Raw genomic sequence first — 13901 nt, 5'->3', positions numbered from 1 at the left:
CGACCAGACGGTGTCGATCCTGTTTGCGACGCCAATGCTGCTACGACCGCGCTCCGACATCACGCAGGCTATCGCTGCCGTCTGCAGGCCAAGTCCGATCTGCGTGCCGCCGATGAGCACCTTGCTCTTCGGAACGTCGATCGGTTTCACGGGACCGGCCGAATGCGTGCCGCGGAGCGGCATGGCCTTTTCAGTGACGGTCAGGCTCTCGAACTGACTGACGCGCAGTGGGAGCAGATCGCCCCGCTGCTGCCTCCGCAGAAGCCGCGCACGGGCCGGCCTGCGGAGGATCACCGGCAAGTCCTCAACGGCATGCTCTGGATCGAAGCGCATGGGCGCATCCTGGGAGGATCTCCCGGCGCGCTATCGTGCTGTGGGAACGGTGTCGAGCCGGTTCTACCGGTGGCGCAAGGCCGGCGTGTTCGACCGGGTGCTGCGGCGGTTGCAGGCGCAGGCGGATGCGCGCGGCGACCTCGACTGGGACCTGCACTTCGTGGACGCCACGGTGGTGCGCGCCCACCAGCACGCCGCCGGGGCACGCCGGTCCGGCGCCGTCGGGGGGTGAGGCGACCGTCGAGGGCGTGGGCGAAGCGCGCGGGCGCAGCCAGGGTGGCTTCTCGACCAAGCTGCATCTGCGTGCCGAGGGCGGGGGTAAGCCGATCACGGCGGTGCTGACGGCGGGCGAGCGCCACGAGCAGTTTGCGTTGAATGCGCTCATGGACAAGGGCGCGGTGCCACGTCCAGGGCGAGGCCGCCCGCGCCTACGTCCCCGCCGGACGGCAGGCGACCGGGGCTACTCCAGTCCGCCGGCCCGTTGTCGCCTCTGACAACGCCGGGTCGAGCCGGTGATCCCCACCCGCAAGGATCAGCCCCGCCAGCTCGATTTCGACAAACCCGCCTACCGCCAGAGCAACAAGGTCGAGCGGTTGATCGGCCGGCTCAAGCAGTATCGCCGCATCGCCACCCGCTACGAGAAGCGAGCCGCAAACTACCTCGCTATCGTCACGCTCGGCATGACGATGCTCTGGCTCAGATGACTTTGCAGAGACGCCCTAGTGGCGCGCCATCTCGATCGTGCGCTGATCCAGGCCTGCGCGGGTTCGCCGGGCTGCGCGACGGGCGGCGCATGCACGACCTGATGTCGAGCGCGCGGTACCGGGCGCTCTGGCCGCACCGCGCGCTGTCCCGCTCGGGCGCGATCGCGTTCGCCAATACGGCGACCGGCTCGCGCGAGGGCATGCCATTCGCCACGCTGACCGCGAGCCGCGGCGACCGGGTCATCATCGACGATCCCCGCTTCACCGAGATGGTCGAGACCGAGCGCGAGCGGACGCTGCGGATCTTCCGCGAATCGGTGACGACGCGCCTCAACGACCCGGCGCTCCGCGATCGTGGTAATCATGCAGCGCCTGCACGAGCGCGACGTAACGGGCGAGATCCTGCGGCTCGGCCCGGGCTACGTTCACCTGATGCTGCCAATGGAGTTCGAGCCGGACCGCGGCTGCCGGACGCCGAGCTTTGCCGATCCGCGCACGCTCGACGGCGAATTGCTGTTCCCGGAGCGCTTCCCGCGTACGCGCCGAGCGCGACAAGATCCCGCTCGGCGCGTACGCGGTGGCAGGCCAGTTCGAACAGAGGCCCGCCCCGCGCGAGGGCGGGCTGTTCGACCGGTCGACCTTGTGCAGAACGTCCGAGACGCTCCACGGTCCCGCGCTCACTGAAATCGAGACGGTCGCGGGCTCCGATTCAACGACCGCGCCACCCACCAGCCCTGACCTCGGCCACGGTGCGCCACCGCGTCTCCGTCGGAGGCCTCATGCCCGAGCTGTCCCTATCCTGCCGCTGACGAAAGTCGATGCGGCCAACCAGCTCGACTACGACCTGGCTGATCGTCGCTCATCAAGGTCGGCCCTCGCGACGATGGAGGGCGATCAGCCCGGGCCGCGCCATCTCGTCGGCCTCGCGGTCACGAAGGGGGGTGAGGGTGACACCGGCGCCTCCGAAACATCCTCAGCGGGGGCGATCCGCGACCACGTGGCCAAGATGAGCCCGGAGTCGCGCGGATTTTCTGATCAAGGTCTCGCACCAGATCCCGCAGCAAGTCGCGCGCTGATGCGCTCGCACCCGCCCTCTGCGGACGGTCGCCCGCGACCACGTGTGATCCCATCGTGTTAAAGGAACGCATCAATGCTCTTCTCGAAAGCGGCGGCATCATGAAACGGTTAATGCGGCAATGAATGCCAGTATATAGACATTTCATGTCGAAGATTCTACAATTAAACGTCTGCTAACGCTCCGCGCCGTAAATCCTGCACCCAAGCCGCTGCGTCGCAAAATTCATTCTCTAGATATCTGTGGTCCACTATGAGATCTCCAAACCCAAGCGCCTCCTTGGCGTGCAGGAGAGGAGAACCTCTGTGGCATCAGCATACGTGATCGGCGGGATCTTAGTGCTCGGCGCGCTCACGGGCGCAGCAGATGGAGCGATAGCTGCCTGCAACGTCCAATTACATATAGCGAACACATGTCTGGGCAATTTCAAGTCCGCGACAGGCCGTGGCAGCGATCTTTTGAAATCGACGGAGGAGCGCATCGGCGCCGATGTGAAGATGGGGGCTTGTTCATCCACTGACCGGGCCGAAATCGGCCGCGCCTCGTGGAATGCCGGTGAGAGGGCAATGCAGCTCTCTCAAGATGGGCAGCTCAAATCGACCAGTGAGGTCCAAGAATTTTGTCTCAATCATGCTCGAAAATTTTCCAATTGAAATTATATATATTATGCGGACGACAAATAACTTTCTATAATACAGTTATAACTGTAATTTTCATTGCATTGCCGTGGAGCAAATTTGTAAATTACTATTTCCCGCCTGTCCGCTGCACGACAGACTTGCTGTTTGAGAATGCGCTGCCAGCTCGCGGCCAACTCAGACAGGGTCACTTCGTTCGTCGAAGGCAGTCCCACGTCTGGGTCGAGGCTCCTGAGGTTTATGGTCGCCTTCGGCACCTACGGCTTGCTGTGGAAAGCATACAGGATGACGTGCAACTCCGACGGCCGGACCGTCTCCACGAAAGCACGGCCGAGCGACCTGACGAGCCGCGCTACACCCGCGTCAATCGGCCAGCGACCGGGTGAAAGCTCGGATGCTGCCACCCTCGGTAAGATCGACTTCGTCAAAGCCTCCGCACGGCTCGGCGCGGAGGCGCGCTAAATGATCTCCGGGCTTTTGCCGAACATCCGCGACCATACCCCGCCTGCGATAGCCGACTTGTCGAGGTCGTGGATGTCCTGGCTGTAGCGGCCTGTGTAGAGCTTGACGATCATGCGGTCGCGGCATTCGCCCTCCAGCTTGAACCTGAATTTCACGCTGACCGGCTTGCCCGCCTTCGGAGCCGCGACCTTCTCGACTGTGCAGCGCAGGTGCGGGAAGGCGTCCATCTCGACCCACATGTAATCACCGGTGCGCAGGCCCGGGGGCGTGGCGAACTCAGCGATTCCCCCGTCCAGCGAGAGACTGACGATGCGCGCCTCGCGGTACGTCTCACTCACACCGAGCACGCGTGCGCGCTCGTTCGTGGAGAAGGACTCTACGAGGGGACGTGGCTTCTCAAAGCAGATCAGCGCAGCGATCATCAGAACCACGATATTGATTACCGCCCAGTAGGCTGACACCACCGAGAACTCGCCCTCACCGATCCGCGACCATTCGGGTACGATGTTGACGATAAGACCGAGCGACGTGATCGCGATCAAGGAGGCGATCCAGAGGAACGTGTAGGCGTCGAACTCGGACTCCTCATTGCCCGAGCCCTTCGGCGTCACCTTGAAGGGCACGCCGAAGGGCTTGATCAGGCTGGAGAGCACGACGGGCAACATGCGGAAAGTCGCGAAGGTGCCGACCGCCGAAGAGATCAGGGGCAGGTACCGCGTCGGCGTGAGCCAGCCCATCAGCAGGAAATAGCCGACCAGCACAGGAAGCTGGTAGCGCACGATGTCCTCGGTGCCGGTGAAGTAGAGCGGCGCCGATCCCGTCCACAGGTAGACGGCGGGCACGATCAGGATCACGAAGCGGACGGTGTACTGAACCAACCAGGACAGGGGTATGAACATCACCCGCTGGAACAGGTTGAGGCCAGGACCGCGCAGCGGGCCGTTATGGAGGTAGATCGTCTGGATGCCGCCCCGGCACCAGCGCCCGCGCTGCACGAAGTAGCCCTTCAGGTTCTCGGCCGCCAAGCCCATCGACAGCCGCTCGTTGAGGTACCGGGTCTTGTAGCCTTTGTTGAGCATCGCGAGCGTGGTGAGCAGATCCTCGGTGATCGAGTCGTGCGGGAAGCCGCCGATCGCGTCGATGGCGGCCCGCCGAGCGATGGAGCAGGACCCGCAGCAGAAGCTCACGTCCCAGGCATCGCGGGAGGTGGCCATCTCGTCGAAGAACAGCCGCTGCTCGTCGGGCCAGACCTTCTCGAGATTGAGGTTCGACTGTACCGGGTCCTTGTTGAAGAAGTGCTGCGGCGTCTGAACGATGCCGATGGTCGGGTCCCGGAAGAAGGGCAGCGTGCGGCGCAGGAAATTGCGGTACGGCACGAAGTCGGCATCGAAGATCGCGACGAAGGCACCCGACGAGACCTTCAGGCCGTTGTTCATGTTCCCCGCTTTGGCGTGGCTGTTGTCCGGGCGCGTGACGTGGATCGCGCCCTTCGACTCACAATAGGCGCGCAACCAGTCGCGGCGCTTGTCGTCGAGGACATATATTTTCAGCTTGTCTCGCGGATAGTCGAGCGCGAGAGCCCCGACGATGGTCCGTTCCAGAACATCCAGAGGCTCGTTGTAGGTCGGAATGAACACGTCGACGGTGGGCAGGCTGTCAGGGCGGGTGGCGAAGAACGATTGCTCCAGGCGGTCGGCCTCGGCGTGCCGATCGACGTAGCGGCTCATCGCCACCAGGAAGAGCAGGATGTCGGCGAAGGCACCCATTTCGACGCAGAACACGAACCACGTCCAGAAGAAGCCGAAGCTTCGATCCGCTGGGTAGGGCAAGACGGTGTGGAAGAAGCGCCACCAGAGATAGCGCACGGCGACGAGCAGCACGAAGGCGCAAGTCACCGCGCGCGTCCACGTGCGATCCCGCGGCCAGTTCAGGGCGAAGATAAAGAAGAAGGCCGCTACGAAAAGCGTCGGCCCGAGGCTCACGAGATGCTGAACCACAGGCCCTTCACCCAATTCATGACCGGATCGAGGGCGGTTTGAAGGGACGACCCGGCACGCGCGAACCGAACTTGAACCGTGCGACCCACCTGGCAGAAATTGGCGTAATCGGTCTGCATATCGCTCGGGTCGAGCGCGACCCGGATGCGGGCATTCTTGCCCCGGCTTTGCGGCGGGATCGCTGCCAGCACCACCTCTTCGACGGCGGCTGCCGACCCGCGCACCGACAAAACACGACCAGGGATCACCTGGGACGTTCCGAGCAGCCGTACATCGGCGCTGTCGCCCGGCTTGATCTCATCGTAGTTCACCTCGTCCACGAGGATGTCCACGAACAGGTCGCGACAGTCGAGCAGGCGCATCAACTCGTTGCCGACCAGCACGTTTGAGCCAGCCACGACGTTGTTGCGCCAGATGACACCCTTGAACGGAACCTGCACCGCGACGAAGGAGAGCCGGTCGTTCCGGGAGCGCTCCAAAGAAAGCTGGAGGCTCAACTGCTGGGTGCGAGCTTTCTCGATCCGGATCTGCGCCTCGACGTTGGCGAGCTGGATCGTGACCTCGTCGATACGCTGCTGCGAGTAGGGTACGTCATTGCGGCCCTCGCCGACGAAGGTGCCGCGCTTGAGCGCATCCAACTGGCGCTGGAGCCGCTCCAGCTCGGCCTTGGCGATGTTCTGCTCACTGCCGGCGCCGACTGAGGCGGCGCGGGCTTGTTCGACCGAACTCCCTGCCACCACGCCGGTCGCGCCGAGCGTCTGCTTGCGCGCAAGGTCCGCCTCGGCGGAGGTCTTGTTGGCCTGCGCCGTCGCGATGCGCTGCTGACGGATGATGATCTCTTGCTGAATGCTCACTATGCTCGCCTGCTGGTACTCTCTGAGGCGACCGATCAGATCAGTTTTGAGTGCAGATAGATCCTTCGCTTGCAGCTCGAGTGCCCGCAACTTTTCCTTGGATGCAGCCAAGTCAGCATCTAATTGCGCCTCGGCGGTTCGCGCGATGCGGCCATTGTTGATGAAGAACACCGAGGTATCCTCGGGCAGCGCCGTCCCGACCTTAGGCGGCGTATCGGAGACCACGCCCTCGATGGGCGCCGACACGACGGCGAAGCGCGCGTTCACGGTGCCGTCTAGGCTGGTGTAGCCTGTGAAGCTTGGAAGGACTGCTAGGATGGCAGCACTCAGGAGGAGCACGCCGACCAGCACGCGCATCCAGCGACTGTTCCAGGGCATTCGGCGCCTCAGTTTTGTATGATTGTTTTCAGATCCGGTATCGCTTCTGTCCGTATCGAGCACAACTACGCGAATTAGGCGCCAGTTCCGCCTCGAGATACATCCGGCGAGCTTTGAATCGCGCTCCGAATCTCCGAGATTGCTATAGTTCATGGACTATTAATTTGAAGCTCCGGAGCCGGCCCCGCGCTGATTGGGACGAGTTTGCGGGTAGCGCGTCGGTAGGTGAAGGAGCTTGCTCATGCCTTCGCCCCTGTTTCTGGACCTGCGCGAACGTGTTACGGCTGCCGTGGTGGCGGGTGCCTCCTGACGCTGCGCCGCGGCCCGCTGCGCGTCCTCGGCGACGGCGTTTCGCCTCGGAGAGAGCGACGTCGGCGCACTGCATCAGCTCTTCAGGGCTCGACCGATCCTCGCATCCGCTCAAATTAAGGCTGCAGCCAATGGAAGCGGCGCACTCGTTGAGCGCGTACGGTCTTTCGATCTCGGCGATGATGTCTTCTGCAAGGCGTGCGGCCGAATCGGAACCCGATCGGACAATCATCGCCATCTCGTTCGTCACTGAAGGCTCGCGATGCCGGACAGGTCTCCCGCCCGAGGCCCTGTTCGCGCATCCTCGCGGAGGATGACAGCGTGATCGAGCTATGCCGGAGCCGGCACGTCATCCGCGGGTTATATGCCGGCATCGCAACGGGCGGGTCACCCCGATAGGCAGGCACGCGAGAACGACATGAACGGGGGGCTCGAATTGACCGGTGACGAGTGGACGTTGGCGAATTTCACCGGCGCGATTCACCGGGGCGGCGTCGGCCTCTGGGCGTGGTCGCCGACCCAACGGGTAGCCCAGCTCGACAGCCTGTGTCGCGAGTTCTGGGGCGTCTCCGGAGCCGTCGTCGACATCGACGTGCTGTTCGCGCGCGTCAACGCCGCCGATCGCAGTGCGATGGTGAAGGAATGGGCGGCCAGTGAGCGGGACCCGCATCCTTACAGCTTCGACTTCCGTATTGGCGAGGGTGCGGACGCGCGCTGGATCTCGGCGCGAGGTGTCGGCGGGGACGCCGGTCGGGTCGGGGAATGGGTTCAAGCCATTTTCCTCGACATCACGGACCGCAAGCGGGCCGAGGAGGCCGAACGGCTTCTAACCGCTGAACTCGCGCACCGGGTCTCGAACATGTTCACCGTAGCCCGGGCACTGACTTCCATCGTCGCCCGAGACGCAACGTCGGCGGCGCTTTTCGCGGAGGACCTGTCGCGGCGGTTCGGCGTGCTGCACGAGGCGACCGTCCTGGCAACACGCGCTCAGCAAGGCGAGAGCGGGAACGTCTCGATGGGCATCCTCGCCGAGCGCATCTTGGCGCCTTATAGGCACGGCAACAATATCGAGATCGACATCGATGACGCCGTGGTTGCCACCCAAGGCAAGGTCAACGACTACGCGATGATCTTTCACGAGCTCGCCACCAATTCGGCCAAGTACGGGGCCCTTTCGGGCGGCGGGACCCTCAAGGTTCAGGGACAGATGGCCGCCGATGGGATGCACGTGACGTGGCGAGAGCGGTCAGCGCCTTCGGAGGTGCCTAAGGCCGATGGAACCGGGTTCGGGTCGCGGCTACTCAAGCAGACCATCGAGCGAAGCCTGGGCGGTCGCTTCGAGCGCGCCATCGACGGGAAGGGCCTGCGCTTCGCGATGGTTATCCCGCAAACCTGACGCGTGAACCACGCAAGGTGCCGCGCCGGCGACGTCGTCCGGCCGGCGGTACGTATGCCCTCGGCCGCCGTTTCATGGCGAATTTTGGCCCACCGCCCGGCATCCGCTTCTCAGATCTGACACCCGAAACCGGAACAGCAGGACTCTCCTCGTCGCGGACGGCGCGAAGCTTTCGTGCTGGGGTACGACTGGTGCCTTCGGCCGCCAAGTTGACAGCTCAGTGCTCGAATCGCAGCGCAGAAGCGAAGCACCGCAATCTCTATGTCGGGGATTCGAGTCCCTCCCTCGCTACCATCGAATCCAGCCCGCCTGGTTCCACACACGGCGGCCTTTCCGGGCGCCGACTCAACCAGAGGCACGAACTTTTCGGCAGTTCCGCACCCCTGAGCCTCAGCCGACGGGGCCGGCATCGAGCGACACCCGGAAGCGCATCCGCACCACGCCCGCGTCGTCGCGGACCGCCGCGATGTAATCCTGACGCCCGGGCCGGTCGGAGAGCCCCTGGGCGATGCGCGTCATGATCTTCACAGCCTGCGAACGGGCGGCTTCGAGACTGGGCAGGTCGTAGCCGTCCTTGTCGCGGACCAGTTCGGTTCCGTCGTGCAGATCGATGAAGAAGCGGGGCATGGGCGGCTCGGCGGGGGGATCCGTCAGCCACGCTAAGCAGTTTCCGCACCGGTCCACGTACCCCTTTTCGGCATGTCGCCGTCGCGGCGATCCCGCGCTGGAGCCGGGGCCGTCGCGGTCTCAGGACATGCCGAACCCGGCCGTCCTAGCGGTAGTCGCCCGGCGTCAGGCCGTGCCGGGCCATCTTGTCGTAGAGGGTCTTGCGCGGCAGGCCGAGAGCCTCGGCGGCGGCGCGGACATCGCCGCCGGCCATGATCAGCTCGTCGCGGATCAGTTGGCGCTCGAAGCGATCGACCTGATCGGCGAGGCTGCCGGCCGCCAGCTCGGCGGCGGGCTGCGCCGTCGCGGCGAGCCCCAGCGCGCAGCGCTCGGCAAAATGGCCGAGCTCGCGGACGTTGCCCGGCCAAGCGTGTCGGCGCAGGTGATCGCGGATTGCCGCCGTGACCGGCGGCACCGGGCGCCCGAACTTCTCGGCGGCGCGGCGCAGGAAATGCTGGAAGAGCAGCAGCACGTCGTCCCCGCGATCGCGCAGGGGCGGGATCGTGATCGTGATGACGTTGAGCCGGTGGTAGAGGTCGTCGCGGAAGGTGCCCTGCGCGGCCGCCTGCCCGAGATCGACCTTCGTGGCGGCCACCACCCGCATGTCGACCGGCCGCACCTCGTTGGTGCCGAGCGGTTCCACGGTTCGCTCCTGGAGCACCCGAAGGAGCTTGACCTGCAGCGGCAGCGGCATGCTCTCGATCTCGTCGAGGAAGAGCGTACCGCCCTGCGCGTGCTCGATGCGGCCGACGCGGCGCTTGAGGGCCCCGGTGAAGGCCCCGGCCTCGTGCCCGAACAGCTCGCTCTCGACGACGCTGTCGGGCAGTGCCCCGCAGTTCATCGCCACGAGGTTCCGCTCGGCGCGACGGCTCCACCGGTGCAGGGCGCCCGCCACAACCTCCTTGCCGGACCCGGTCTCGCCGAAGACCAGCACGTCGACATCGGCCCGCGCGACCTCGCGCACCAGGGCGCGCAGCCCCACGATCTCCGGGGACGTCCCGAGGAAAGCCGGATCCTCCCCGGTGGCCGCGTCGAGCCGGGCCCGCAGCGCCCGGTTCTCCATGACGAGCCGGCGCCGCTCGAGCGCCCGGCGAACGGACCCGACGAGCGCTTCGGCGGGATAGGGCTTGGCCAGGAAGTCGTACGCACCCTCCTGCATGGCGGCCACCGCCATGCGGATGTCGCCGTGGCCGGTGATGAGGATGACCGGCAGGTCGGGATCGACCCGGCGCAGTCGCGCCAGGAGGGCGACGCCGTCGAGCCCCGGCAGCCGCACGTCGGTGACGACCACGCCGGGCGGCGCGGCCAGGATCGCCGCGAGCGCCGGCTCGGCGGCCGCGAAGGTCTCGACGGTGAAACCTTCGAGTTCCAGGCTCTGGCCATTGGCCCGGCGCACGTCCGCCTCGTCATCGACGAACACGACGCGCTCGGTCTCCGCCTGCGCGTCTGCCGATCCGTTCACGGTGTCGCTCCCACGGGCTTGCCCACGCTCGGGACCGCGTCCCCCGCCCGGATCAACTCCATCCGGAAGACCGTCCCGGCGCCGTCGCCGCCGGCCAGGATCAGGTTCCCGCCGCAATCCTCCACGATCCCGCGGGATATGGCGAGGCCCAGGCCGAGGCCGTCCGCCTTGGTCGTGAAGAACGCGTCGAAAACCTGGCCGCACACCTCCGCGGGGATCCCGGGCCCGGTATCGGCCACCTCGATCGCGACCCGCTCGCCGCTCTCGACGAGGCGCAGGCAGACGCGGGCCTCCGCGCGCCCCGCCACAGCGTCGATGGCATTCTGCAAGAGGTTGACCAGCACCTGCTCCAGCCGCGGACCGTCTCCGAGGACGCGTAGCTCCGGGGCGGGCCGGTCCGCCTCCAGCAAGACCTGGAGCGCGGCGGCGCGCGCCGCCACGAGTTCCAGCGCGTTCGCCACCACCTCGCGCAGCAGCACCGGCTCCCGCCGCGGCGAGGCGCGCCGGGCGAAGCCCTTGAGCTGCCGCGTGAGGCCGGCGATCCGGTCGGTGAGCCGCCCGATGGCGGCGGCGTTCTCGGCCGCGTCCTCGCCCCGACCGCGGCGAATGAGGATCGCGGCGTTGTCCGCGTAGGAGCGGATCGCCGCCAGCGGCTGGTTGATCTCGTGGGCCATGCTGGCCGCGAATTGGCCCAAGGCGGCGAGCCGGCCGGCCTGCGCCAGTTCGCGGCCGAGGCGCTCGCGCTCGGCCTCGGCGCGCTGCCGCTCAGCGATCTCGGCGCGCAACTGGGCGTTGGTCTCACGCAGCGCCCGCGTGCGCGCCTCGACGCTGGATTCCAGCTCCGCCCGGCGCGCCGCGGCCTCGGCGAGCCGGGCCCGTGTCCGGCGCCCCCGATCGGCCAGGGTGAAGAGTCCGTACCCGGCGAGCGCCGTGACCAGGGCCGCGATGATCCAGGCCTGCAGGCGCTCCCGCTCGACGGCGGTCCCGACCGGCGTCAGTGTCCGCAGTTGCCAGTCCGTGCCGGGCACGGGCGCCTGCGACTGGATGGCGGTCCAGGCCGGGACCGACCCGCGTCCGACCCGCACCACGTCCGGTTCGCCCGCGACCGGATGGATCGGCAGCCGCTCGAGGCGCGCGGCGCCGAATTCCTGTCCCGCCTCGATCCGTGCGCGTTCGGCCGCGTCGACGGCGTGGAGGGTGTCGAAGCGCCAGTTCGGCTCGCTGGTGACGAGGACGATGCCCCGGGCATCGGTCACGAAGGTGACCTCGCGGGCGGCGCGCCAAGCCGCCTCGACCGCGTCGAACTCGACCTTCACCACCACCACGCCGGTCCCGGCCCCGATCCGGCGCGCGAGGTACAGGCCCGGCCGACCGCTGACTGTTCCCAGGGCGAACTGGGATCCGGCCCCGCCGGCCAGAGCCTGCTTGAAATAGGGGCGGAAACCGTAGTCCCGGCCGACGAAGCTGCGATCCTCCCCCGCGTTGCTCGCCGCGACCGAGAGACCGTCGGCGCGGATGACGTAGATGACCGCTGATCCGGTGGCGGCCGCGACCTGGGCGAGCCGCCGATCGACACGATCCAGGAGGTCGCGTCCGGGATCGGGGCCGACCGCGGCGGCGACCTCGGGGTCGGCGGCGAGCGCTAGCGGCAGGGACGCTTGCTTCTGCATCTCCGCGAGCAGCACGCCGACCTGCAGGCCGATCGCCGAGCGGGCGCCGCGCCGCAGGTCCGACAGGGCCCAGCGCTCTGCGGCCCGGCCGGCGAGCCACGCCGCCACGAGGATCGCGCAGAGCCCGACCAAGACGGCGAGGCCCCGGCGCGAGGGCTTGCCCTGGCCGGACAGCGTCAGCGCGCTCAACGGCGGCCGGCCTGTCCGGGAATCCGGACCGTTCCGGCTGGCCGCGTGCGAGAATCCGCATTCTGGCGCGCCTCGCCCACCGCCGCCTTCAAGAAAAAGCTCATCTTAATCAGCTGGTTAAAGAAAAGTAGCGGCCGGCGTCCGAGTGGCATGCCGGTTGCCATTCCCGTCACGTAACGCAGCCATGTCGCCAGTGAACGGCTGCGCGCCGAAAGGCCAACAGCAAGCGCGGACACCGTCGGCTCACGCCGACGCAAGCCGCCCCATCCGAAGCTCGCGACAGGGAGAACGCCCCATGGCTGCCGTGCCATCACCACTCACCGCCCCGCATCCGCCCGCCAGACCGAAGCCGCTGTACCGGACGCTCTACTTTCAGGTCCTGGTCGCCGTCGCGATCGGCATCCTGCTCGGACATTTCTACCCGCAGCTCGGCGCCGAGTTGAAGCCGCTGGGCGACGCCTTCATCAAGCTGGTCAAGATGATCATCGCCCCGGTGATCTTCCTGACCGTCGTCTCCGGCATCGCCGGCATGACCAATCTCGAGAAGGTCGGCCGGGTCGGCGGCAAGGCCCTGATCTACTTCCTGACGTTCTCGACGCTGGCGCTGATCGTCGGCCTCGTCGTCGCCAACGTGCTCCAGCCGGGCAACGGCCTGCACATCGACCCGAAGTCCCTGGATCCGAAGGCGGTCGCCACCTACGCCGGCAAGGCGAAGGAGCAGAGCATCGTCGACTTCCTGATGAACATCATTCCCACGACGGCGGTCGGCGCCTTCGCGGGCGGTGAGATCCTGCAGGTGCTGTTCTTCTCGGTGCTGTTCGGTTTCGGCCTCGCCTTCCTGGGCGACCGCGGCAAGCCGGTGCTCGACATCATCAAGGTCCTGTCCGAGGCGATCTTCGGCGTCGTCAACATCATCATGAAGGTCGCCCCAATCGGTGCCTTCGGCGCGATGGCGTTCACGATCGGCAAGTACGGGATCAGCTCGCTCGCCAACCTCGCCTACCTCGTCGGCGCCTTCTACCTGACCTCGGCGATCTTCGTTCTGGTCGTGCTCGGCGCGGTCGCCCGCTACAACGGCTTCTCGATCATCAAGCTCATCCGCTACATCAAGGAGGAGCTGCTCCTCGTGCTCGGCACGTCGTCGTCCGAGTCGGCGCTGCCCTCCCTGCTGGAGAAGATGGAGCGGGCTGGCTGCTCGAAGCCGGTCGTCGGCCTCGTGGTGCCCACGGGCTACTCGTTCAACCTCGACGGCACCAACATCTACATGACCATGGCTGCGCTGTTCATCGCCCAGGCGACCGACACGCCGCTGAGCCTCGGCGAGCAGGCGCTGCTGCTGCTCGTCGCCATGCTGTCGTCCAAGGGCGCCGCGGGCGTGACCGGCTCGGGCTTCATCACCCTCGCGGCGACGCTCGCCGTGGTGCCCTCCGTGCCGGTGGTCGGCATGGCGCTGATCCTCGGCGTCGACCGCTTCATGTCGGAGTGCCGCGCGCTGACGAACTTCATCGGCAACGCGGTGGCCTGCATCGTCGTGGCGCGCTGGGAGAACGAGGTCGACGAGGCCAAGCTCGCCGCGGCCCTGTCCGGTCAGACCCTGGCGCCGCTCGCGCCCGCGCCGGCTCTCCAGCCGGCCGAGTGACAAGTCGGCGGCGCGGGCCGCGCTTCGGCGAGGCCCGCGCACATCGTGCGGAACACAGATCGCGCCGCGCCCCGGAGGGATCCGCGGCGCGGCGCCCGTACGTCGGTGCGCGACGCAGCTGCGGCGGGA

At 66.7% G+C, this 13901-nt stretch carries 10 protein-coding genes and 1 pseudogene; 4 read left to right on the top strand and 7 right to left on the bottom strand.

Annotated features, from left to right (window positions below; all coding sequences use genetic code 11):
* Positions 1-162: 162 nt before the first annotated feature.
* A pseudogene (locus BKE41_RS29955) lies at positions 163-1037 on the top strand (IS5 family transposase).
* On the opposite strand, the gene BKE41_RS32555 reads toward BKE41_RS29955, so the two are convergent.
* Positions 1030-1371, bottom strand: a complete 342-nt coding sequence (locus BKE41_RS32555; RefSeq protein WP_158682002.1) for a hypothetical protein — start codon at positions 1369-1371, stop codon at positions 1030-1032. The pseudogene BKE41_RS29955 and the gene BKE41_RS32555 sit on opposite strands and share 8 nt — an antisense overlap.
* Complete coding sequence (locus BKE41_RS32550) at positions 1368-1766, bottom strand: hypothetical protein (RefSeq protein WP_159392705.1); 399 nt, start codon at positions 1764-1766, stop codon at positions 1368-1370. Before BKE41_RS32550 ends, BKE41_RS32555 begins: the two co-directional genes overlap by 4 nt.
* 651 nt (positions 1767-2417) lie before the next feature.
* Here BKE41_RS32550 and BKE41_RS30990 point away from each other — a divergent pair.
* Entirely contained in the window at positions 2418-2765 is a 348-nt protein-coding gene (locus BKE41_RS30990) for a hypothetical protein (RefSeq protein ID WP_159392704.1), read from the top strand.
* Between the two features lie 443 nt (positions 2766-3208).
* Here BKE41_RS30990 and BKE41_RS02300 read toward each other — a convergent pair whose 3' ends face one another.
* Both BKE41_RS02300 and BKE41_RS02295 read right to left on the bottom strand, forming a co-directional pair.
* Positions 3209-5209, bottom strand: a complete 2001-nt coding sequence (locus BKE41_RS02300; RefSeq protein ID WP_024831176.1) for a glycosyltransferase — start codon at positions 5207-5209, stop codon at positions 3209-3211.
* Positions 5191-6441: an HlyD family efflux transporter periplasmic adaptor subunit gene (locus tag BKE41_RS02295; RefSeq protein ID WP_059407898.1), complete on the bottom strand. Its 1251-nt coding sequence runs from the start codon at positions 6439-6441 to the stop codon at positions 5191-5193. The genes BKE41_RS02300 and BKE41_RS02295 overlap by 19 nt, the downstream gene beginning before the upstream one ends.
* A gap of 727 nt (positions 6442-7168) precedes the next feature.
* Here BKE41_RS02295 and BKE41_RS02290 point away from each other — a divergent pair.
* Positions 7169-8146, top strand: coding sequence for a sensor histidine kinase (locus tag BKE41_RS02290; RefSeq protein WP_053620294.1), 978 nt, complete (start codon positions 7169-7171; stop codon positions 8144-8146).
* Positions 8147-8536: 390 nt separating this feature from the next.
* Here BKE41_RS02290 and BKE41_RS02285 read toward each other — a convergent pair whose 3' ends face one another.
* The 3 genes from BKE41_RS02285 to BKE41_RS02275 form a co-directional block, all read right to left on the bottom strand.
* The gene (locus BKE41_RS02285; protein WP_012317391.1) at positions 8537-8773 is read right to left on the bottom strand and encodes a hypothetical protein; all 237 of its coding nucleotides are present in this window, start codon (positions 8771-8773) and stop codon (positions 8537-8539) included.
* A 145-nt stretch (positions 8774-8918) separates the two neighbouring features.
* Complete coding sequence (locus tag BKE41_RS02280) at positions 8919-10274, bottom strand: sigma-54 dependent transcriptional regulator (protein ID WP_012317390.1); 1356 nt, start codon at positions 10272-10274, stop codon at positions 8919-8921.
* Positions 10271-12133 carry an ATP-binding protein gene (locus BKE41_RS02275; protein ID WP_070998435.1) on the bottom strand — a complete coding sequence of 621 codons (1863 nt, stop codon included), beginning with the start codon at positions 12131-12133 and terminating at the stop codon, positions 10271-10273. The genes BKE41_RS02280 and BKE41_RS02275 overlap by 4 nt, the downstream gene beginning before the upstream one ends.
* Positions 12134-12428: 295 nt before the next feature.
* On the opposite strand from BKE41_RS02275, the gene BKE41_RS02270 reads away from it, so the two are divergent.
* Positions 12429-13772, top strand: a complete 1344-nt coding sequence (locus BKE41_RS02270) for a dicarboxylate/amino acid:cation symporter (protein WP_012317388.1) — start codon at positions 12429-12431, stop codon at positions 13770-13772.
* The last annotated feature ends 129 nt before the right edge of the window (positions 13773-13901 follow it).

This window comes from Methylobacterium sp. C1 (assembly GCF_001854385.1).
Taxonomy (GTDB): Bacteria; Pseudomonadota; Alphaproteobacteria; order Rhizobiales; family Beijerinckiaceae; genus Methylobacterium; species Methylobacterium radiotolerans.
This window is presented reverse-complemented; position numbering and strand designations above follow the sequence as displayed.

Bases quoted from the DNA above. Each gene is read 5' to 3' on its own strand.
- BKE41_RS02270 (WP_012317388.1), top strand. From the start codon at position 12,429: ATGGCTGCCGTGCCATCACCACTCACCGCCCCGCATCCGCCCGCCAGA.
- BKE41_RS02295 (WP_059407898.1), bottom strand. From the start codon at position 6,441: ATGCCCTGGAACAGTCGCTGGATGCGCGTGCTGGTCGGCGTGCTCCTC.
- BKE41_RS02290 (WP_053620294.1), top strand. From the start codon at position 7,169: ATGAACGGGGGGCTCGAATTGACCGGTGACGAGTGGACGTTGGCGAAT.
- BKE41_RS02285 (WP_012317391.1), bottom strand. From the start codon at position 8,773: ATGCCCCGCTTCTTCATCGATCTGCACGACGGAACCGAACTGGTCCGC.